The sequence below is a fragment of the Streptomyces sp. NPDC059852 genome (assembly GCF_042731455.1).
Lineage (GTDB): Bacteria > Actinomycetota > Actinomycetes > Streptomycetales > Streptomycetaceae > Streptomyces.
In genome coordinates this window covers 125,360-145,734 of the sequence record NZ_JBHWJK010000020.1, presented here as the reverse complement: position 1 = coordinate 145,734, position 20,375 = coordinate 125,360, and the positions used below count along the sequence as shown (strand labels likewise).

Below are 20,375 nucleotides of genomic sequence, written 5' to 3'. Positions count from 1 at the left end.
GGCGGGAACACCCCCGCCGGAGCCGCCGCCCGGGCCGTGTGTGCGAGGGGTTCGTGCAGGTCCCGCGTCCCGCGCTTGTGGGTGTCGCGCCCCGGGAAACATGGGTGCGGGGACCGATGGCGGGGGCGCGAGCGCGCGGGTTCGACTGTCGGTGACCCCTCCCTCGATGGAACGGCTCCAGGCGCGGCGACGCGCTCCGGGAAGGAGGAGCCATGCCCATGTCCTCGTCCGACGACGACCGCCTGGTCGCGCTGGAGACCCGCCTCCTGCGGGACGATCCCCGCTTCGTCCGGCGGTTTCGCGCGGGGCGCCCCGCCCGCCCCCACGAGTACCGCCGCACCCGCGCGTGGTGGCTGCTCGCGGTCGGCCTCACCACCCTCGGCACCGGCATCGCCGTGGCCGACGGGCTGGTCATCGCGGCCGGCCTGGTGCTCGCCGGCATCGCCGTCGAGCGCTGCGACCCCCAGCGGACCCGCACCCGCACCGGACGGCGCGGCGGGCGTCCGCCCCGCTGATCCGCGACAGATGGCCGGGGGAGAGACGCGACGACTGGCCGGAACGGCTGTTTCCCCGGCGCACCGCCGGTGCCACCCTACGAGCGGGCCCGGAACCGGCCGCGACGGCCGTCCAGGGACCGGTGAGACAATCAGGGTTCAGTGTGATGCGCCTTGGCGACCGGGACGATCCCCTCCCGCCGGGCGACGGGGGCGGACCGGAAGGAAGCACCGCAGTGATCGAATGGGTGTCCCTCGGCCATGGCGCCAGGCCCGTTCCGCAGCCCGTGCCCACCCGTCTGGTGTGGGCCGGGGCGTTCGGCGGGGCACTGGTCCTCGTGGCCCTCGTCCACGCCGTCGTCGGCCCCGACCGGCCCTCCCTGGCGCTGACCGCGCTGTCGCTGCTGGCCGCGTTCCTGGGGCTGGGCGCCCGCTTCAGCGCGGCCCCCGGCACGGCCGTCCTGTGCTGGCTCTTCCTCAACGCCTTCGGCGTGCCGCCCGAGGGCACGCTGACCTGGGCCGGGCCCCGTGACACGTTCTGGCTCGCGTGTCTGCTCACCGCCGCGCTCGTGGGCACGGTTCTGGCCAGGGTGCGGTACGCGCGCGCCGCGTACCGGCGGCTGGGCACGGCCGCGGGCGGCGGACCGGAGGGCGCGGGCGACGCCTGACACCGCGGACGCGAACGGCCCGGCGTGGAGCCCACGCCGGGCCGTGCTGTGCCGACGATGCGTCAGGCGACGATGCCGGAGTCCTCGATGACGATCTTCTTGGCGGTCGTGCCCGAGCGGCTGCCCAGGGCCTCGACCGCCTTGACGACGTCCTCGCCCTCGACGACCTCGCCGAAGACGACGTGCTTGCCGTCCAGCCACGGCGTGACGACCGTGGTGATGAAGAACTGGGAACCGTTGGTGTTCGGTCCGGCGTTCGCCATGCTCAGCAGGTACGGACGGTCGTGCTTCAGCTGGAAGTTCTCGTCGGCGAACTTCTCGCCGTAGATGCTCTTGCCGCCGGTCCCGTTGCCGTTGGTGAAGTCGCCGCCCTGCAGCATGAACTCGGGGATGACCCGGTGGAAGGGCGCGCCCTTGTAGCCGTAGCCGTTCTGGCCGGTCGCCAGCTCACGGAAGTTGCGCGCGGTCTTCGGCACGACGTCGTCGAAGAGCCGGAAGACGATGCGGCCGAGGTTCTCGCCGCCGGCCGAGATCTGGAAAAAGACGTTCTCGCTCATGGCCCTGATTCTCCACTCCCGGCTCTGCCAGGTCGAACACGGCCCCCCGGGCGTGGCGAGGGGGCGGTGGGCTAGAGTGCGGCCCGCCCCGCCCGCCCGTGCCCGCCCCTCAGGTCAGGGCGCCCTTCTCGCAGATCTGCCGGGCGACCTCACGGAGCTTGACGTTGTTCTCCTGCGAGTAACGGCGCAGGACGTCGAAGGCCTGTTTCTCGTCCAGTCCGTGACGGCCCATGAGGATGCCCATGGCCTCGCCGATCAGATGACGGGTGGCGACGGCGTCCTCCATCTGGGCGTGGGTGCGGGCGCTGGAGAAGGCGATCGCGGCGTGGGAGGCGAGCAGCCACCCGGCGAGCTCGCTCGCGTCGGTGAAGGCGCCCGGCTCGCGGGAGTAGAGGTTGAGGGCGCCGAGATCCTCGTCCTCGGTGTAGAGCAGGAAGCCCATCATGCTGCCGACGCCGAGTTCCTGGGCCCGGGGCGCATAGCGGGGCCAGCGCGCCGCGTCCGAGGTGAAGTCGGGGATGCGGAAGACCCGTTCGCCCGTGCGGGTGTGCGCGGCGTCGAAGCAGGGCCCCTCCCGCAGCTCCCCCTGGATCCGGTCACTGGCCACGACGAGGTCGTCGGTGGGGGCCAGCGTCTGGACGGTGTCGCCGCGCAGCACCAGGATTCCCGCGGCGTCGCAGCCCTCCACCAGTTCGGTGGCGGAGCGCGTGATCCGTCCCAGGGTCGCGTCGACCGATTCCTGCGCCAGGAGATCGCGTGCCATCGACGCCATCTGCTGCGCGAACCAGGCCCAGTCCATCGCGTCCTCCACCTCTCGGGGTCCAGGCCGTGCCGGCCTCCCAGCATTCCACGGGGCGGCACCCGCCGCCTGGCGCCCCCGGGTCAGCGCGGCGATCCGTCGCCCGCGAGCCGGTCGAGCTCCGCGCCGATCGCCCCGCGCAGGGGGTCGTGCCGGGGGCCGAGGGCGTGCTCCGGGGCGCTCCAGGAGTCGCGCGGGTACAGCCACACCGGCAGGCCCACAGGAAGGCAAGGCGCCCGGCCCGCGGGAGGTCGGAGAGCCGCCGGGCCGCCGGGTCGTCCGACAGGAGGACGCAGTAGCCGGGGAGGAACTGCGTGTCCCCGATCACCGCGAACCCGGCCTCCAGCCGGCGCAGCACGGTGGGGTTCCGCCCCCGCAGCGCGCTGCCGATCCTGTCCCCGCGCCATGCGTCGTCCATGACCGGCGACAGTAGCGCGCACGGGCCGTGACCGGCGGCCGGTCACCGCTTCGGCACGCACCGCCAGGCCAGTGCCGCGGCCGTGACGTAGGCGGCGGCACCGGCGGCCATGCTGACGCGCAGTCCGGCCGAGGGGTCGGCGGCGGAGGCGAGCAGGCTGCCGCCGAGGGCGACCCCGGTGGCGCTGCCGATCTGGCGGGTGGTGTTGAACAGGGCGGAGGCGGTGCCCGCGTACGCGGCGGGTACGGCGCCCATGACGGTGGTGGTGGAACCGGTCAGGGCGAACGAGGTGCCGAAGCCCGCCGCCATCATCGGGGCGACGAGGAGGGCGTAGCCGGGGTCGGGGCCCGCCGCCGCCCATCCGGCCAGGCCGAGCGCGGCCACGAGCATGCCGGTGACCACCAGGGGCCGGTCGCCGGTACGGCGGGCCAGCCGGCCGGACAGCACGGAGGCGAACATGGTCGTCGCCACGGCCGGGAACAGCGCCAGCCCCGTCTCGAAGGCGCTGTAGCCGCGCCCCTGCTGGAACTCCAGGCTGGCCGTGAACACCATGCCGTAGAACGCGAAGTTGAACAGCAGGCCGATCGCGGCGCCGCCGCTCATCGCCCGTGCCCGCAGCAGGCGCAGCGGCAGGGCGGGGGAGCGCGCCAGCCGCTCGCGGACGGCGAAGGCCACGGCGGCGAGGACGGCCAGGCCCAGGCCCGCGAGGACGGCCGGGTCGGTCCAGCCGCGCCGCCCGGCCTCGTTGAGCGAGGCGGTCAGCAGGGCGACGGCCGCCACGACCGCGCACTGCGCGGGCCAGTCCAGGGCGCGGTCGGCCCGGCGGGGCGAGGGCGCCACATGGCGCAGTGTCAGCGCCAGACAGGCCGCGCCGACCGGAAGGTTGACGAGGAAGACCCAGCGCCAGCCGACGGTGGACACGAGCGCTCCGCCGAGCAGCGGGCCGGCCGAGGCGGCGATGCCCGCCATCGACCCCCACAGTCCGAAGGCGCGCGAGCGGGCCGCCGGTTCCGGATAGGCCTGCTGGAGCAGGGCGAGAGAGCCCGGGACGATGAGGGCCGCCCCCAGTCCCTCGGCGAGGCGGGCGGCGACGAGGAACGCCGCGTCCGGCGCGAGCGCGCACGCGGCGGAGGCGGCGGTGAACACGGCCACGCCGGCGCAGAAGACCCGGCGGTTGCCCAGCCGGTCGCCGAGCGCGCCACCGGTCAGCAGGAACCCGGCGAGGACGAGCGTGTAGCCGTCGGTGACCCACTGGACGCCGGTGAGCGAGGCGGAGAGGTCGCGGCCGATCACGGGGACGGCGACGTTGATGACGGTGACGTCCAGGATCACCATGAAGTAGCCGGCGCACACGGCCAGCAGCGGCGCCGGGCCCCGCCGTTCGCCCCCCGGCCGCGCCTGGGCCACGGTCATCCCTCCTCCGGTCACGGCGAGATCGCGTGGACCGCCACAGTAGGCGCCTCAGGCGGCAAGTCGGGGAAGCGTGCCGGACAGGGCCGAGGAGCGTCCCGCGTCCGGACGGCAGACCCCTTGATCACGGCTACTTAGGTTAGGCTAACCTTTATCGCGTGCAAGCAGAGGAAACGGTCTCGGCGGCGGCGCGTCCCCGCGGGCATGAACTGTCGGCCACGGACGTCACCGTGGCGTACGAAGGCGTCGACGTCGTCCACGGCGCGTCGCTGTCGCTCCGGCCCGGTGACGTGACCGTGCTGGTGGGACCCAACGGCAGCGGGAAGTCCACGCTGCTGCGGACCGTGGCGCGCCTTCAGAAGCCGCGCACCGCCGCCCTCCTGGTCGACGGCGCCGACGGGCTCGCGCTGACCCCGCGTGAGTTCTCGCGCCGCGTCGCCCTGCTGACGCAGGGCCGCCCCACCCCCAGCGGCCTGACCGTACGGGACGTCGTCGAGTTCGGCCGGTACCCCCACCGGGGCCGGTGGGGCGGCGCCGACCCGGACGGCGCCGCCGCGGTCGAGCGCGCGCTCGACCTGACCGGCCTCGGCGACCTCGCCGGACGCGGCGTGGAGCACCTCTCCGGAGGGCAGTTGCAGCGGGTCTGGCTCGCGAGCTGTCTCGCCCAGGAGACCGGAGTGCTCCTGCTCGACGAACCCACCACCTACCTCGACCTGCGCTACCAGATCGAACTCCTCGACCTCGTCCGCGACCTGGCCGACGACCACGGCATCGCCGTCGGCGCCGTGCTGCACGACCTCGACCAGGCCGCGGCGCTCGCCGACCGCGTCGTCCTGCTGCACGAGGGACGTGTCGTCGCGGACGGCACCCCCGACGACGTACTGACCGCCGAGCGGCTGACCCGTGTCTACGGCATCCGCATCGAGGTCGGCACCGACCCGCTCACCGGCCGGCCGCGCACCCGCGCCCTCGGCCGTCACCACACACTAACCGAAAGGCCCGGCACTCCCTCATGAGACGCCTGATCACCACCGCGGCGGTCGCCACCGCCGCGGCCCTCGCCCTGACCTCCTGCGGCACCACGGAGCCCGCGGCCGACGACGCCGCGCCGAAGAAGCAGGACAAGGCCATCACCCTCACCGACGCCTCCGGCACCGAGGTGAAGCTGGACGGGCCGGCCGAGAAGGTCGTCGGCACCGAGTGGCACGAGGTCGAGCTGCTGGTGTCGCTCGGCGTCGACCCGGTCGGCGTCGCCGACGTCAAGGGCTACCGGACCTGGGACAAGGCGGTCCCGCTGAAGAACGATCCCAAGGACATCGGCACCCGCGGCGAGCCCAGCATGGACACCGTCGCCGCGCTGGCCCCGGACCTCATCGTCGCCAGCACCGACCTGCCGCCCGCCGCCGTCAAGCAGCTGCGCGAGATCGCCCCGGTGATCGAGGTGCGCTCCGCGAACGCGTCCGACCCGCTGGGGCAGATGACGAAGAACCTCGACCTCATCGCCGAGGCCACCGGCACCACCGAGCGGGCCGGCGAGATCAAGAAGGACTTCGCCACCACGCTGAAGGAGGGCGCCGAGGCCCTTGCCGACGCCGGTCTCGACGGCACGGCGTTCGCCTTCGCCGACGGCTACGACATCTCCCACCAGATCTCCCTGCGGCCGTACACCGGCGGTTCGCTGATCGGCGCCGTCAACGAGAAGCTCGGCCTGAAGAACGCCTGGACGGTCGAAGGCGACAAGGACTACGGCCTCGGCACCACCGACGTCGAGGGCCTCACCGAGCTGCCCGACGACGTGCGGTTCGCCTACATCGGCAACGACGGCGACAAGAGCAGCACCCCCTTCACCGGCGCCCTCGCGAAGGACGAGGTGTGGACCTCGCTGCCCTTCGTGAAGAAGGACCGCGTGCACCGGCTGCCCGACGGCATCTGGATGTTCGGCGGGCCGGCCTCCATGCAGCGGTACGTCGACGCCGTCGTCGATGAGCTGACGAAGTAGCAGATGGCCGTCACCGCACCCCCTTCCGTCGCCCGCCCGACGGCCGCCGCCTCCCGGACGGGCACGGCCGCGGTGGCGGCCGCCCTGGTCCTGCTGGTCGCGGCCCTCGCGGTCGTCGACATCACCCAGGGCACGGCCGACGTCGGAGCCGGCGAGGTCTGGCGGGCGCTCACCGGCCGGGCCGGCGCCGGCGACACCTCCGTCGTCGTCGCCTCACGGCTGCCGAGGGCGGCCGCCGGCCTCCTCGTCGGCGCCGTCCTCGGCATGGCGGGCACCGCCCTGCAGGCCGTGACCCGCAACGTGCTCGCCTCGCCCGACACCCTCGCCGTCAACGCCGGGTCCTATCTGGCCCTGGGGCTGGCCTCCGTCACCGGAGTCTCGCTGCCGCTGATCGCCTCCTCCGGGATCGCCTTCGCCGGCAGCCTCGTCGCGGCGGCCGTCGTCCTCGGCCTGTCGGGCCTGGGCGCCGGCACCGTACGGCTCGTGCTCGCCGGGACCGCCCTCGCCCTCGGCCTCACCGCCGTCACCGAGGGACTGCTGCTGCTGTTCCCGCAGGAGACACAGGGCCTGTACCAGTGGAACCAGGGCGGCATCGGGCAGAGCGGCTTCGACGGTGTCCTCCAGATGGCACCCCTGGCCGTCGCCGGCCTCGTGGGGCTGCTGCTGGTCGCCCGGCGCCTCGACGCCCTGGCCCTCGGCGACGACGCCGCCCGCGGCCTGGGCGTCCCGGTGCGGGCCACCCGTGTCACCACGGTGGTCCTCGCCTCGCTGCTGTCGGCCTCGGCCGTCACCCTCGCCGGGCCCATCGGCTTCGTCGGCCTGTGCGCCCCGGCCCTGGTGCGGGCCCTGGCCCGCAGGGCCCACGGCCTCACCCGCTCGCGCGGGCGCCTGCCGGTCGCGGGCCTCACCGGCGCGGCCCTCGTGCTCGGCTCGGACGTGCTGCTGCGCGCCCTCGTGCCCTCCGGCCTCGCGGTCGCCGTGCCGACGGGCGTCGTCACCAGTCTGGTCGGCGCCGTCTTCCTCGTCGTCATGGCGACCCGGCTGAAGGACACCGCCGCGGCCGCCCCGCCCGACCGGCTGCGCATCCGCAGCCGGGCCGTGTTCGTCACCACCACCGCCGTGCTGGCCGCCGTCCTCGTGGGCGTCACGATCGCGGCCGTCCTGCTCGGTGACAGCAAGCTGCTGCTGGGCGACGTCGTCAACTGGGCGCAGGGCCGCGCGGGCCGCGGTGTCTCCTTCGTCCTCGACACCCGCACGCCCCGCGTCCTCGCCGCCCTCCTCGCGGGCGCGGCGCTCGCCCTGGCCGGCACGCTCGTCCAGGCCGTGACGCGCAACCCCCTCGCGGAACCCGGCGTCCTCGGTGTCTCGGGCGGCGCCGCGCTGGGCGCTGTCCTGCTGGTGACGACGGTGCCCATGGCCGGATCGTGGGGCATGGCCGGCGCGGCCTTCGCGGGCGCCGCCGTCAGCTCCGCCCTCGTCTTCGGGCTCGCCGCGCGCGGCGGTTTCCGGCAGAACCGGCTCGTCCTCGTCGGCGTCGGCGCGGCCACCGCGTCCACCGCCGTGATCAGCCTGCTCATCGTGCTCACCGACCCCTTCAACGCCACGAAGGCGCTCATCTGGCTGTCGGGCTCCACCTACGGCCGGACCCTGCCCGACCTCGTGCCGCTCGCGACCGTCCTCGTCCTCGGGCTGGCCGTCGCGGTGTCCCGGCGCACCGAGCTGGACCTCGTCTCCCTGGACGACGACACCCCGCGGCTGCTCGGACTCGGCCTGGCGCGGGGGAGGTTCGGCTTCCTGGTGCTCGCCGTGCTGCTCAGCGCCACGGCGGTCGCCGCGGCCGGCACGATCGGCTTCGTGGGACTCGTGGCGCCCCACGCGGCCCGGGCGCTCGTGGGCCGGCGGCACGTCCGGGTGCTCCCGGCCGCCGTGCTGCTCGGCGCCCTGCTGGTCTGCGCGGCGGATCTGCTGGGCCGTACGGTGATCGCGCCGGCCCAGCTCGGGGCGGGCCTGATGACGGCGGCCGTCGGTACGCCGTACTTCCTGTGCCTGCTGGTGCGCGGCCGGCGTCAGGGCCGCTGACCCCGGGCGCCGGCGCCGGCCGCGTCCAGCAGGGCCTCGGCCTGGTCGCGGGCGTGGCCGATGGGGTCCGGGAACACGCCCAGGCCGTACGCGACGAGCGCCCCCTCGTGCAGCAGCATGAGCGAGCGGCCCATCCGCTCGGCGTCGCCGGGGGCGGCCTCCCGCGCCAGGTCGGTGAAGAGGGCCAGCATCCACGCCTTCTGGCCGGTGATGACCGGGTACGCCGGATGGGCCGGGTCGCTGATCTCGGCATGGGCGTTGACCATGCTGCAGCCCTTGGAGTTGTGGTCCCCGGCCCAGGCGAGCGAGGCGTCGAAGACGGCCCGGACGCGGGCCCGGGCGTCGGCCCCGGCGGCGTCCAGGTGGCCGTCGAGGAAGGCCCGCCAGCGCTCGTCCCGGTCGGCCAGGTACTCCACCACCAGCTGCTCCTTGGAGCCGAAGCGGTCGTAGATCGTCTTCTTGGTGACCCCGGCCTCGGTGGCGATCAGGTCGACGCCCACGGCGTGGATGCCCCGCTCGTAGAACAGCCGGTCCGCGGCCGACCGCACCCGCAGGGCGGCCGGCGTCATCGTGATCCGTCGCGGACTCCGTACGCTCTCCATGGCCCCACTGTATACCGATCTGTATAGTGGGTGGAGCAGTGACTATACCGATCTGTTTACTGGAGGCCCGCGCATGAACGTGCTGCTGTCGGCCGCCTTCGTGATCTGCTGGAGTTCCGGGTTCATCGGGGCCAAGCTCGGCGCGGGGAGCGCCTCCGCCGTCACGCTCCTCATGTGGCGGTTCCTGCCGCTGGCCCTCGTCCTGCTCGCCGTCGCCCTGGCCCGTGCCTCCTGGCGCGGCCTCACCCTGCGGGACGTGGCCCGGCAGGTCGTCGTCGGGGCCCTCTCGCAGAGCGGCTATCTGCTCACCGTGTACGGGGCCATCCAGCTCGGCGTGTCCAGCGGCACCACCGCCCTGATCGACGGCGTGCAGCCCCTCGTCGCCGGGGCGCTGGCCGGGCCGCTCCTCCACCAGTACGTCTCACGCCGGCAGTGGCTCGGTCTCGGCCTCGGCGTGGCCGGCGTCGCCGTCGTCACCGGCGCCGACGCCGCCTCCGGCGGGCACGCCGTCTGGTGGGCCTACGCCGTCCCGTTCCTCGGCATGCTGTCGCTGGTCGCGGCCACCTTCCTGGAGGGCCGCTCCCGTACGAAGGTGGCGCCCGAGGCCGCGCTGACCACACACTGCCTGACCAGCGCCGTCGTCTTCACCGCACTCGCCGTCGGCGCCGGGGAGGCCGTTCCGCCCGCCGAGCCGTCCTTCTGGCTCGCGACCGCCTGGCTCGTCGTCCTGGCCACCTTCGGCGGGTACGGCCTGTACTGGATCATCCTCAGCCGCTCGGGCGTCACCCAGGTGAACACCCTGATGTTCCTGATGGCGCCCGTGACGGCCGTCTGGGGGGCGCTCATGTTCGGCGAACCCTTCGGCGCCCAGACCGCCCTCGGTCTGGCCGTGGCCCTGGCCGCCGTGCTCGTCGTCCGCCGCGGTGCCGCTTCCGGTGACCGGCCCGCCGAACGGGTCCCGGACGACGCCGCGAAGGCGGCGACCGGGGCCCGGCGCTGACTCACCCGTCGAAGTCGACGTCCGCCGCCTCGACGATCCGCGCCCCCATGTTGAGTTCCATCATCTCCAGCGCGGCGGACGCCAGATGCGGGTGGATCGAGGCGACGGCGTCGCTCGGCACCGTGACGTCCAGGTGCCGGATGTGCGCGTCCAGCGCGGAGTACAGCACGCACTGCTCGGTGACCTGACCGGTCACCACCACGTGCCCCACGCCCAGCCGCCACAGCAGATACGACAGGGGCGTCTCGTAGAAGGCCGAGTGCCGGGCCTTCACCACGAACAGCGACTCGTCGTCCGGGCGGATCGGCTCGACCAGGTCGGCGCGCGGCTTGGACAGCGCGTTCTCCACGAGCTCGCCGTGGTGGGAGCGCCAGCGCCCGAAGTTGTCGTTCGCGTAGATCACCGGCACGTCCGCCGCGCGGGCCCGCCCGATCAGTTCCGCGAGGACCGGCACGACCGGCTCGACGGACGGCACGAGCAGCTCGGCGTCCTCGTGGTCATAGGTGTTGATCATGTCGACCACCAGGAGGGCGACCTTCCTCGTGTCGGTCGGGTCGGTGCGGGGGGTGCTCCCGGTGTCGTCGTCAGTCACGTCTCTCCCTGGGGAAACGGTCGTCATGGGCGAAACGCGCAGACGAGTACCCGGTGGTCGTGCCGGTGTAACGAGGACGTGCGGGTGAGGCGCGCGGGGCCGGTGGTCAGTCCTCGGCGACGACCCGGACCGTGCCGAGCCGCTGGTCGGCCGCGTCCGGCAGGAACATGCCCGCCTCGACCCCGGTCAGCAGGTACTCCAGCACCGGCTCGGTCAGCCGCTCCCCGGGCAGCACCGCGGGGATGCCGGGCGGATACGGAGTGATCATCTCGGCGGCGACCCTGCCGACGGCGTCCCGCGGGGCGACCTTCTCGTGCCGGGCGAAGTAGGCGTCCCGGGGCAGGTCGGCCTGCTCCATCCGCAGCTCGGCGGGGGAGGGCACCGCGACCTGCGGTACGTCCTGGAGTTCCGAGGCGTGGCCGGCCAGGTCGCGCAGCGCCGTCAGCAGACGCTCGGTGGTCTCCTCGTCGTCGGCGTGGGTGAGCTGCGCGCTGATCCTCCGGTGGTCGAACAGGTGCCCGTCGATGTGGTGGTGCTCGCGCAGCCAGTCCGCCGCACGGTAGCCGGTCGTCCCGAGCGCGCTGATGTCGATCACCACCGGCAGCGGGTCGAAGCCGAAGGCCAGTCCGGGGCCGCAGAAGTCGGCCTCGTCGTGGACGTGCATGCCGTCGATCGCCTCGACGGCCTCCCGGGTGCGCGCGGCCAGCTTCAGCGCGCCGCCGATCAGGTCGTGGCCGTGCTGCACCATCTGCCGCCGCCACGCGTCGATCCCGGCGTAGATCAGCACGTTGGGGCTGGTCGTGTCCAGGAGGTCGGCGCGGGAGGCCAGCTCCGCCGGGTCGATGAGGTCGCCCTGGAGGTGGAAGACCGAGCCCTGCTCCAGGCCGCTGCCCATCTTGTGGATGCTGGTCACGCAGATGTCGGCGCCCGCGTCCATCGCCCAGGCGGGCAGGTCGGTGTGGAAGGGCAGGTGCGCGCCCCAGGCCTCGTCCACGACGAGCGGCTTGCCGCGGCGGTGGCAGACCTCCGCGATCCCGCTGAGGTCGGCGGCCGCCCCGTACGGGGTCGGGCTGGTGACCAGGGCGCCGTCCGCGTCGGGGTGTTCCTCGAACGCCTTCTCGTACGCCTCCGTCGACGGCGGGTGCGCGATGCTCAGCTCGGCGTCCCAGCGGGGTTCCACCCACACCGGCTCCACACCGGACAGGATCAGCCCGGCGACCACCGACTTGTGGGCGTCGCGTCCGACGAGGAGCTTGTGGCCGGGGCAGGCCACCGTCAGCATGGCGGCCTTCACCGACAGGGAGCTGCCGCAGGTCGAGAAGAACGTGTGGTCCGCGTGGACCGCGTCGGCCATCAGCTGCTCGGCGCGGACGAGGATCTGGTTGCGGGCGAGCCGGTCGTCGAGACCGCCGTTGGCGAGCACGTCGCCGAAGAACACGGCGTCGCCGAGCACGGCTCGGGCCCGGGGGTCCGCGCCCCGGGCCTGCTTGTGACCCGGGGGCGTGAAGGCCAGCTCGTCGGCGTTCCGATAGGCGGCGAGCGCCTCGAGGACCGGTGCTTCAGCGTGATTCATAGCCATGGGCGCCGGGTTCCCCGAGTCCCGTCCCCGATGCGGCGCGGTACGTCAGGCGGCCGTACCGGCCCGCCCGGGGGACCGCAGCGCCGAGCCGCCGTCCTGCCACACCGCGAGCAGCCGGGCCGCCAGGCGGTCCTCCAGATGGCCGGTGGCGCGGATGCCGAACACCACGTCGGCCTCGAGAGCGGGCTCCTCCTCCAGCAGCCCGCCGACGACGTCGTGCCGCACGACCTGCTCGTGCACCGCGTCCGCCTCGACGTGCTCGGCGTAGAACCGTACGGCGGCCGGGCCGGCCCCGACCCGCTCCAGCGCCTCGGCGAGCCGTCGCGACCCCGGGGACGAGGTGACCTCCACCGAGGCGAAGTGCCCCACCAGGGCGGCCCGCAGCGCCCGGTGCAGACCGAACAGGGACATCAGGTTGACCGTGGCCAGCATCTCGGCCGGAGCCGCGTCGAGATAGTGGCCGTACGCCGTCTCCAGCTCCAGGTCCGTCATCAGGTCGGCGAAGAGCTGGGCGTGGATCTCGTCCGCGCGGCCCCCGCCGAACTCGTCGAACTCGATGGCGACCATCGCCGCCTTGGCCCGGCCGTACAGGCGGGGGATGACCCAGGCGTGCGGGTCGGCCTCCTTCAGGTGGTAGAGCGAGCGCAGCGCCGCGTACTCGCGCAGTTCGCCGAGGGTGCCCTCGTCCCGCAGGAAGTGCGAGACGCTGCCCGTGCCGTCCACCGGCTCGACCTGCAGCTCGTCCAGTGCCGCCCACGCGCTGTCGCCGTCGCCCACCGGCACGTCCGCGCGGAGGGCGCCCAGGAAGCGGTCCTCCAGCGCGCCGCGCACGCCGAGCAGCCGGCTGTCCCACTCCCGGGTGTCCGGCACGCCCTCGAAGCCCTGGTAGTGCAGTTCGTACAGGCAGTACAGGGCGAGCTGGAGGTCGTCGCCGTACGGCTCCGCGCCGGCCGGAGACGGCACCTCGACGTCCCGCTCGCCGCGCAGCAGGCCCAGGACGGCGGCGGACAGCGGCCCGCGCGGCTCCGGCAGCGCGGGCACCGTCCGCCGCGAGAGGCGCCGGGCAGTCGTCGTGGTCATGCGTTCCCGTCCTCGTCCTTCGTCGTCCGTTTCGCGCGCTTGCGGTGGCTGGTGTCGCACCAGGGGAAGATCTTGCTGCGCCGGCAGGTGCAGACGGCCACGCTGAACCGCTCGCAGACGGTCACCTCGCCGTCCTCGCCGACCACCTCGACGGGGCCCTCGACCAGCAGCGGGCCGTCCCGCTGGACCCGGATGCGGCGGGGCCGCTCAGACGCGTTCACCGCGGATCACCACCAGTTCCTCCGTCAGGTCCTCGTCCGCCAGCCCGCGCTCGCGCAGCCAGTCCACCCGGGAGCGCAGCACCCGGCCGTAGGGCAGCTGGGCCCGTTCGACGACCTGGGCCCGCAGTCCCGCCGCGGTCAGCCGTTCCAGCGTGGCGTCGACGCCGCACAGATGCGAGTGCACCATCAGCAGCCGTCCCGAGGGGCGCAGCAGCGCGGGCGCGTGGTCGCAGATCCGGTCGATCAGCAGCCGGCCGTCGGCTCCGGCGTCCCAGGCGCGGGCCGCGCCCCGGGGAGTCCGGTCGCCCGGGGCGGGCACGTACGGCGGGTTGGAGACGACGAGGTCGAACCGCCGGCCCGGAACCGCCGTCATCAGGTCGCCGCGGCGCAGCCGAAGGGTCTGCCCGTTCTGCCGGGCGTTCCACCATGCGGCGGCCAGCGCCCGCCGGGAGATGTCCACGGCGGTGACGCGTCCGCCGAGCCGGGCCGCCTCGACGGCCAGCATGCCGCTGCCCGTGCCGAGGTCCAGCACCTCGGTACCGGCCATGACCCCTTCGCGGTGCAGGGCACGGGTCAGCAGCCGGGTGTCGAACTGGGGCCGGTACACGCCCGGCAGGACCCAGCAGCGCAGGGGAGGGTGGGGTGCGAGAGCTTCAGTGGTCATGGACGCGCTCCTCAGCCCGCGGCCTGCAGCGGCCGCTCGGACAGGGCCCGGGCCACACCGTGCAGGTTGTCGGCCATGGCGCGACCGGTGCTGTGCGCCCAGTCGCGACCCTTCTGCTCGTCCAGATAGTCGGGGCCGGGCCCTGGACCCAGATGCCAGTACGTCCAGGCCTGACCCGGGATGGTGAAGCCGATGTCGGCGAGCGCCCCGGAGATCTCGCTGATGACGTGGTGCGCGCCGTCCTCGTTGCCGGTGACCACGACGCCGGCCACCCGGTTGTAGGCGACGGGACGTCCCTGGTCGTCGGTCTCGGACAGCATCGCGTCCATGCGTTCCAGGACCCGCTGCGCCACCGACGACGGACGGCCCAGCCAGGTCGGCGAGGCCATCACCAGGATCTCGGAGTCCAGGATCCGCTCGTGCACGCGGGGCCACTCGTCGCCGTCGCCCGCGTCGGTCACGACACCGGGGGCGATCTTCAGATCGACGGCCCGTACGAAGGACACCTCCACGCCCCGTTCGGCGAGCCGGCTCGCGACCACCGAGGCCAGCGCCTCGGTGTTGGAGGGCTCGGGGGACCCCTTCAGGGTGCAGTTCACGACAAGTGCTTTCACATTCGCTCCGGGGATCGAAGACGGGGCTCGGCCACCGGCCGGGGAGGGGTCAGTCCTCGCCCCGGACGATGTTTCCCTCGGCCCCCGTGCGGGCCGAGGACGGTGTGCTTCTGTCCTCCACGGCGGCGACACAGGTGCGTATCGCCCTGGCCTCCGGGTGCCGGGACTCCAGCCAGCCGGTCCGGGGGACGTGCAGGACTTCCTTCTTCGCTGTCCGCGCGGTCACGGCGCTTCAACTTCTTCCATGTCCGGGAGGAGCCCGGTCGCGGCTCCCTCTGAGGTGCCGACCGGGTGCCCCCGACCTGTGGCCGGGAAACGCCGGTCAGAGATCGCGCCGGGGCAGGGGCCGCACCGCCGGTCCCTGGACGACCGCGCCGTCCGGGGCGAAGCGGGAGCCGTGGCAAGGACACTCCCACGCCTGTTCGGCCCGGTTGAACGACACGATGCAGCCCAGATGGGTGCAGCGGGCCGACAGCGCGTGCACCTGCCCCTCCTCGTCCCGGTGGACGGCACACAGCCCCGCGCCCACCCGCACCACCGCCCCGTCACCGGGTGCGATGTCGTCCGGTGACGGGCCGGACCCGGCCAGCGGGGCGATCCGGTCGCCGACGAAGTGCCGCGCGACCTTCGCCTGATGGGTGAGGAACCGGCCCCCCTCGCGTACGACCGGGGCCAGCCGGCGCGGGTCGTACAGCTCGCTCCACGCGACCTCGCGTCCGCCGATGAGGTCCGCGAGCAGCCGCCCGGCCATGACGCCGCCGCTCATGCCCCAGCCGCCGAAGCCGGTCGCCACGTAGGTGTGCCGGCTGCCGGCGTGGAACGGTCCGACGAGCGGCACGGTGTCTGTCGCGTCGTTGTCCTGGGTGGCCCACCGGTGTGTGAGCGTCACGTCCGGGAAATGCCGCTCGGTCCAGGCGGCCAGCCGCTCGAAGCGTTCCTCCGCGTCGGCGGTGCCCGGGGTGAAGTGCTCGCCCGTGACGATCAGCAGCCGGCGTCCCCCACCGAGGGGCGCCGTGCGCACCGAGCGCGTGGACCGCTCCGGCGTGATGTACATGTGGCGCGGCGCCCGATCCTCGGCGATCGGGCCGGCCACGACCAGCTCCCTGCGCGACGACAGCCGGGAGAAGAGCAGGGCGCGGTCGAACACGGGGTAGTGGGTGGCGACGACGACCTTCGAGGCGCGCACCCGCACGCCCGCCTCCGTGGTCAGCACACAGGGCTCGCCCTCGGTCAGGCCGGTCACCCGCGTGTTCTCGTACACCGCGCCGCCGTGCCGTCGCAGGTCCTCCGCGAGCGCCAGCAGGTACTTGCGCGGATGGAACTGGGCCTGCCCGTTCACCCGGACCGCTCCGGCCACCGGGAAGGGCAGGTCCGTCTCCGTGACGAACTCCGCGTCCAGCCCCGCCTCGCGGGCCGCGTCCGCCTCGGCCCGCAGCTCCCCGACATGCCGCGGGTCCTCGGCGTACGTATGGGCCGCGGCCTCCTCCCACTCGCAGTCCACGCCCAGCTCCCGCGCGCACTCCTCGACGCGCCGGATCGCCTCGGACTGCGAGCGCGCGTACAGCCGGGCCGCCTCCGGGCCGCGCGTGCGGCGCAGCCGGTCGTACACCAGCGTGTGCAGCGCGGTGAGCTTGGCCGTCGTGTGGCCGGTGACCGAGGCGGCGAGCCGCCCCGCCTCCAGGACGGCCACCTCACGGCCCTGCCGGGCCAGCTCCCAGGCCGTGCTGAGGCCCGCGATCCCGCCACCGACCACGGCGACGTCCACCTCGAGGTCACCGTCCGGCGGGGGAGCGGGATCGCCGGGCGGCGCGGTCTGCAGCCAGTACGACTCGTGCGGCTCTCTCTCAGCGTTCATGGGCGCCGGGTTCCCGGCTGGACGGCACCACACCCCGAATCGTCCGGCCGCACGATCTTTCACTTTCCGCAACCCGGGTACCCGCCCCGCGAACACGCACGGCGGTCCGGTCCGCGACGCGCCGACCGGACCGCGAGACGAGCGCACAGGAGGATCGATGAGCACGGTCAAGGAGACGGTCGACGTGGAGGTGCCGCTGCGCCGGGCCTACGACCAGTGGACCCAGTTCGAGGACTTCCCGCGCTTCATGGAGGGCGTCGAGGAGGTCCGCCAGCTCGACGAGCGGCACAACCACTGGGTGACGAGCATCGGCGGGGTCAAGCGCGAGTTCGACACGGAGATCGTCGACCAGCTCGCCGACGACCGGATCACCTGGCGGTCCGTGGGAGGCGACACCCAGCAGCGCGGCTCGGTCCGGTTCGAGCAGCTGGACGACACGCACACGCGCGTGGAGCTCACGATGGACGTCGAGCCGACCGGCATGGCCGAGAAGGGCGCCGACGCGCTCGGCATGATCGACCGGCGGGTCAAGGGCGACCTGCACCGGTTCAAGGAGTACGTCGAGAAGGGCGGCAGCACCGGCGGCTGGCGCGGCCGCATCCGGCCGGAGGACCCGGGCACCGTCCTCTGACGGACGTGCGCAGGAGCACTCCCGGCCGGCCCGCACGAACGGCGGGCCGGCCGGCCCCGTCCGCAGAGGGCGGCGGACACCGACCCCGATCGTGGGAAGCGTGGTGACAGGTCATGCGCGCCGAGGTGGACCGGATCGCCGAGCCGTGGGGCGACCGCACCCCGTACGGCCCCGGCACACCGTGGCCGGTCCGGGTGGACTCGTATCTGGAGCCCGGCGTCACGGCCGGCGACGTGGAGGCGTGGGTGCCGACGGCATCCGTCCTGCACTCCAACGGGGACGCGATGGACGTCGCCGTCGCCGGCGGGCGGATCGTCGGGGTGCGCGGCAGCGCCCGGGACCGGGTGAACCACGGCAGACTGGGGCCGAAGGACCTCTTCGGCTGGCAGGCCAACCGGTCCGAGGACCGGCTGACCACCCCCCTCGTCCGCCGGGACGGGCGGCTGGAGCCCTGCGACTGGGACACCGCGCTGGGCAGGATCGTCGACCGGAGCAAGGACCTGCTGGAGACGTACGGACCCGGCTCGATCGGCTTCTACACCAGCGGGCAGCTCTTCCTGGAGGAGTACTACACGCTCGCCGTGATCGCGCGGGCCGGGATCGGTACGAACCACATCGACGGCAACACCCGGCTGTGCACGGCGACGGCCGCCGAGGCGCTGAAGGAGACCTTCGGCTGTGACGGCCAGCCCGCCTCCTACACGGACGTCGACCACGCCGACGTCCTCGCGCTGTTCGGGCACAACATGGCCGAGACGCAGCCGGTGCTGTGGATGCGGGTGCTCGACCGGCTGGCCGGCGACGAACCGCCCCGCCTGGTCTGCGTCGACCCGCGCCCCACCCGGGTCGCCCGGCACGCCACCGTCCACCTCGCCCCCCGCGCGGGCACCAACGTGGCCCTGCTGAACGCGCTGCTGTACGAGATCATCCGCATGGACCGGATCGACCGCGCCTTCATCGACGCGCACACCGTCGGCTTCGACGAGCTCGCCGAACGCGTCGCCGGGTGCACCCCGCGGTGGGCGGCCGGCATCTGCGACGTCCCGGCCGCGGCCGTCACCGAGGCCGCCGAGGTGCTCGGGGACGCCCGGCGGCTGCTGTCCACCGTGCTCCAGGGCGTCTACCAGTCCCATCAGGCCACCGCCGCCGCCGTCCAGGTCAACAACCTGCAGCTGATCCGTGGCATGCTCGGCCGCCCCGGCTGCGGGGTGCTCCAGATGAACGGCCAGCCCAGTGCGCAGAACACCCGCGAGTGCGGCGCCGACGGCGACCTGCCCGGCTTCCGGAACTGGGAGAACGACGCCCATGTGGCCGACCTCGCCCGGGTCTGGAACGTGGAGCCCACCGACATCCCGAGCCACACCGCGCCCACTCCGGCGATGCAGATCTTCCGGTACGCCGAGCAGGGCTCCATCCGGATGCTGTGGATCTCCGGCACCAACCCGGCCGTCTCCCTTCCCGAACTGCAACGCGTCCGCGGCATCCTGCGCCGCGAAGGGCTCTTCACGGTCGTCCAGGACCTGTACCTCACCGAGACCGCCCGGTTCGCGGACGTCGTCCTTCCCGCCGCGACCTGGGCCGAGAAGACCGGCACGTTCACCAACGCCGACCGCACCGTCCACCTCTCCGGACGCGCCGTCGAGCCGCCCGGTGACGCCCGCCCCGACCTGGACATCTGGCTGGAGTACGCCCGCTGGATGGACTTCCGCGACAAGGACGGCCGCCCGCTCGTCGGCTGGCACGACCCCGAGTCGGCGTTCGAGGCGTGGAAGGAGTGCAGCCGGGGCCGGCCCTGCGACTACACCGGCTTGACCTACGACCTGCTGCGGGCGACGGGAGGCATTCAGTGGCCCTGCACGGACGAGGCGCCCGAGGGCACGGAACGCCTCTACACCGACGGCGTGAGCTGGGCCGCCCCCGACGACTGCGAGACCTACGGCAGGGACCTGGTCACCGGCGCCTCGGTGTCCGAGACCGAGTACCGGGCGCTCAACCCGCACGGCAGGGCCGTCCTCAAGGCGGCCGAGTACCTGCCCCTCCACGAAGCGACGAATGACGAGTACCCCTTGCAGCTGACCACGGGCCGCACCCTGTACCACTTCCACACCCGCACCAAGACCGGCCGCAGCCCCCAGCTCCGGGCCGCCGCCCCCGACGTCTGGGTGGAGATCTCCGCCGCCGAGGCGCGGCGGCACCAGGTCGCCGAGGGCGATCTGGTCGAGGTCACCAGCCCCCGCGGCTCGGTGCGCGGCCGGCTGCGTGTCACCGCGATCCGCGACGGCATGGTGTTCCTGCCGTTCCACTACGGCTACTGGGACACCCCGGGCGGTGCCGGGCCCGGCGAGGACGGCGGCCGGGCCGCGAACGAGACCACCGTCACGGACTGGGACCCGGTGTCCAAGCAGCCCCTCTTCAAGACGGCGGCCGCCCGCCTCACCCTGGTCGAACGCGCCCACGGGGCCGTGTCGCCCGCCCCGACGACGACGGCCTCCGCGCCGGTCGACCCGGGCGCCGCCCCGCCGACGACGGGCGGCCCGGCGGCCATGGCCCTGCACCGCACCGGAGAGCCGGGAGGTGAGCGGTCATGAGCGCCGTCCCGGTCGTCCTGCGGGCCCTGTACGAAGGCGAACGCACGATGGAGCGCAAGCTGCTTGAGACGGCCGCGCGTGACGCCGCCGAGCACGAGGTGCACCATGTGGCGGTCGATCTCGCACGCTGGTCCCACGAGCACGCCGAGCGCCTCGCCCGGGCCGCCGAGCCGTACGGGCTGCGCCTGCCCCGGTCCGGCGAGGAGCCGCCCGGGACGGAGGAACGCGGTGAACGCGCGGCCCGTGCCCTGGACGACGCCCGGCCCGGCCTGGACCTGCTGAACGACCTGCGCGAACTCCACCTGGCCGCGGCCGGCAACTCCCTGGACTGGGAGATGCTCGCCCAGGCGGCACAGGCTGAGAAGGACACGTCGCTGCTGGACCTCGCCACGGCCTGCCATCCGCAGACGCTGCGGCAGATGCGCTGGACCAACACGATGATCAAGACCCTGTCGCCCCAGCTCCTGTCCAGGGCGGGCGCGCCGTCCCCCGACGCCTGACCCCGGCACGCGGCGTTCCGCGTCC

General features: G+C 73.8%; 22 protein-coding genes and 1 pseudogene. 10 read left to right on the top strand and 13 right to left on the bottom strand.

Annotated elements, in window-relative coordinates:
- Window positions 1-212 precede the first annotated feature (212 nt).
- On the top strand, window positions 213-515 hold the full coding sequence (locus ACFV46_RS24560) for a DUF3040 domain-containing protein (protein ID WP_385499680.1): 303 nt from the start codon (window positions 213-215) through the stop codon (window positions 513-515).
- Window positions 516-730: 215 nt separating this feature from the next.
- Window positions 731-1,162, top strand: coding sequence for a hypothetical protein (locus ACFV46_RS24555; protein WP_361933818.1), 432 nt, complete (start codon window positions 731-733; stop codon window positions 1,160-1,162).
- 62 nt (window positions 1,163-1,224) lie between these two features.
- Here the strand turns inward: ACFV46_RS24555 and ACFV46_RS24550 are convergent, their stop codons facing one another.
- From ACFV46_RS24550 to ACFV46_RS24540, 3 genes and pseudogenes are all read right to left on the bottom strand, one after another.
- Complete coding sequence (locus ACFV46_RS24550) at window positions 1,225-1,719, bottom strand: peptidylprolyl isomerase (protein WP_151787531.1); 495 nt, start codon at window positions 1,717-1,719, stop codon at window positions 1,225-1,227.
- 109 nt (window positions 1,720-1,828) lie between these two features.
- Window positions 1,829-2,518 carry a GAF and ANTAR domain-containing protein gene (locus ACFV46_RS24545; protein ID WP_376728121.1) on the bottom strand — a complete coding sequence of 230 codons (690 nt, stop codon included), beginning with the start codon at window positions 2,516-2,518 and terminating at the stop codon, window positions 1,829-1,831.
- Between the two features lie 83 nt (window positions 2,519-2,601).
- A pseudogene (locus ACFV46_RS24540) lies at window positions 2,602-2,876 on the bottom strand (hypothetical protein).
- On the opposite strand from ACFV46_RS24540, the gene ACFV46_RS24535 reads away from it, so the two are divergent.
- On the top strand, window positions 2,833-2,967 hold the full coding sequence (locus ACFV46_RS24535) for a hypothetical protein (protein ID WP_385499690.1): 135 nt from the start codon (window positions 2,833-2,835) through the stop codon (window positions 2,965-2,967). The pseudogene ACFV46_RS24540 and the gene ACFV46_RS24535 sit on opposite strands and share 44 nt — an antisense overlap.
- An 11-nt stretch (window positions 2,968-2,978) precedes the next feature.
- On the opposite strand, the gene ACFV46_RS24530 is transcribed toward ACFV46_RS24535, so the two are convergent.
- Window positions 2,979-4,349 carry an MFS transporter gene (locus tag ACFV46_RS24530; protein ID WP_385499679.1) on the bottom strand — a complete coding sequence of 457 codons (1,371 nt, stop codon included), beginning with the start codon at window positions 4,347-4,349 and terminating at the stop codon, window positions 2,979-2,981.
- 155 nt (window positions 4,350-4,504) lie between these two features.
- Between ACFV46_RS24530 and ACFV46_RS24525 the strand changes: the two genes are divergently transcribed.
- From ACFV46_RS24525 to ACFV46_RS24515, 3 genes are read left to right on the top strand one after another with little or no spacing between them, the layout of a single operon-like run.
- Entirely contained in the window at window positions 4,505-5,362 is an 858-nt protein-coding gene (locus ACFV46_RS24525; RefSeq protein ID WP_385499677.1) for an ABC transporter ATP-binding protein, read from the top strand.
- Complete coding sequence (locus ACFV46_RS24520; protein ID WP_385499674.1) at window positions 5,359-6,345, top strand: ABC transporter substrate-binding protein; 987 nt, start codon at window positions 5,359-5,361, stop codon at window positions 6,343-6,345. Before ACFV46_RS24525 ends, ACFV46_RS24520 begins: the two co-directional genes overlap by 4 nt.
- 3 nt (window positions 6,346-6,348) lie before the next feature.
- Window positions 6,349-8,424 carry an iron ABC transporter permease gene (locus ACFV46_RS24515; protein ID WP_385499673.1) on the top strand — a complete coding sequence of 692 codons (2,076 nt, stop codon included), beginning with the start codon at window positions 6,349-6,351 and terminating at the stop codon, window positions 8,422-8,424.
- Here the strand turns inward: ACFV46_RS24515 and ACFV46_RS24510 are convergent.
- Window positions 8,412-9,026 (bottom strand): TetR/AcrR family transcriptional regulator, encoded by a 615-nt coding sequence (locus ACFV46_RS24510; protein WP_385499671.1) that lies wholly within the window; start codon window positions 9,024-9,026, stop codon window positions 8,412-8,414. The two genes, ACFV46_RS24515 and ACFV46_RS24510, sit on opposite strands and share 13 nt — an antisense overlap.
- Window positions 9,027-9,099: 73 nt before the next feature.
- Between ACFV46_RS24510 and ACFV46_RS24505 the strand changes: the two genes are divergently transcribed.
- Complete coding sequence (locus ACFV46_RS24505) at window positions 9,100-10,026, top strand: DMT family transporter (RefSeq protein WP_361933838.1); 927 nt, start codon at window positions 9,100-9,102, stop codon at window positions 10,024-10,026.
- Window position 10,027: 1 nt separating this feature from the next.
- Here ACFV46_RS24505 and ACFV46_RS24500 read toward each other — a convergent pair whose 3' ends face one another.
- The 8 genes from ACFV46_RS24500 to ACFV46_RS24465 form a co-directional block, all read right to left on the bottom strand.
- On the bottom strand, window positions 10,028-10,618 hold the full coding sequence (locus tag ACFV46_RS24500; RefSeq protein WP_361933840.1) for an isochorismatase family cysteine hydrolase: 591 nt from the start codon (window positions 10,616-10,618) through the stop codon (window positions 10,028-10,030).
- Between the two features lie 106 nt (window positions 10,619-10,724).
- The gene (locus ACFV46_RS24495) at window positions 10,725-12,197 is read right to left on the bottom strand and encodes an aminotransferase class I/II-fold pyridoxal phosphate-dependent enzyme (RefSeq protein ID WP_361933843.1); all 1,473 of its coding nucleotides are present in this window, start codon (window positions 12,195-12,197) and stop codon (window positions 10,725-10,727) included.
- A gap of 45 nt (window positions 12,198-12,242) precedes the next feature.
- Complete coding sequence (locus ACFV46_RS24490; protein WP_385499670.1) at window positions 12,243-13,277, bottom strand: iron-containing redox enzyme family protein; 1,035 nt, start codon at window positions 13,275-13,277, stop codon at window positions 12,243-12,245.
- Window positions 13,274-13,498: a CDGSH iron-sulfur domain-containing protein gene (locus ACFV46_RS24485; protein ID WP_361933848.1), complete on the bottom strand. Its 225-nt coding sequence runs from the start codon at window positions 13,496-13,498 to the stop codon at window positions 13,274-13,276. The genes ACFV46_RS24490 and ACFV46_RS24485 overlap by 4 nt, the downstream gene beginning before the upstream one ends.
- Entirely contained in the window at window positions 13,485-14,162 is a 678-nt protein-coding gene (locus ACFV46_RS24480; RefSeq protein WP_361933851.1) for a HemK2/MTQ2 family protein methyltransferase, read from the bottom strand. Before ACFV46_RS24480 ends, ACFV46_RS24485 begins: the two co-directional genes overlap by 14 nt.
- 11 nt (window positions 14,163-14,173) lie before the next feature.
- Entirely contained in the window at window positions 14,174-14,776 is a 603-nt protein-coding gene (locus tag ACFV46_RS24475) for a flavodoxin family protein (RefSeq protein ID WP_376728130.1), read from the bottom strand.
- Between the two features lie 49 nt (window positions 14,777-14,825).
- A complete protein-coding gene (locus tag ACFV46_RS24470) occupies window positions 14,826-15,002 on the bottom strand; it encodes a hypothetical protein (RefSeq protein WP_361933856.1) in 177 nt (58 codons plus the stop codon).
- Between the two features lie 96 nt (window positions 15,003-15,098).
- Window positions 15,099-16,631: an FAD-dependent oxidoreductase gene (locus tag ACFV46_RS24465; RefSeq protein WP_361933859.1), complete on the bottom strand. Its 1,533-nt coding sequence runs from the start codon at window positions 16,629-16,631 to the stop codon at window positions 15,099-15,101.
- A 157-nt stretch (window positions 16,632-16,788) separates the two neighbouring features.
- Here ACFV46_RS24465 and ACFV46_RS24460 point away from each other — a divergent pair, with 157 nt between their 5' ends.
- The 3 genes from ACFV46_RS24460 (at window position 16,789) to ACFV46_RS24450 (ending at window position 20,350) form a co-directional block, all read left to right on the top strand.
- Entirely contained in the window at window positions 16,789-17,262 is a 474-nt protein-coding gene (locus ACFV46_RS24460) for an SRPBCC family protein (RefSeq protein ID WP_361933861.1), read from the top strand.
- A gap of 113 nt (window positions 17,263-17,375) precedes the next feature.
- Window positions 17,376-19,850, top strand: coding sequence for a molybdopterin oxidoreductase family protein (locus ACFV46_RS24455; RefSeq protein ID WP_385499668.1), 2,475 nt, complete (start codon window positions 17,376-17,378; stop codon window positions 19,848-19,850).
- Entirely contained in the window at window positions 19,847-20,350 is a 504-nt protein-coding gene (locus ACFV46_RS24450; RefSeq protein ID WP_376728134.1) for a hypothetical protein, read from the top strand. The genes ACFV46_RS24455 and ACFV46_RS24450 overlap by 4 nt, the downstream gene beginning before the upstream one ends.
- The last annotated feature ends 25 nt before the right edge of the window (window positions 20,351-20,375 follow it).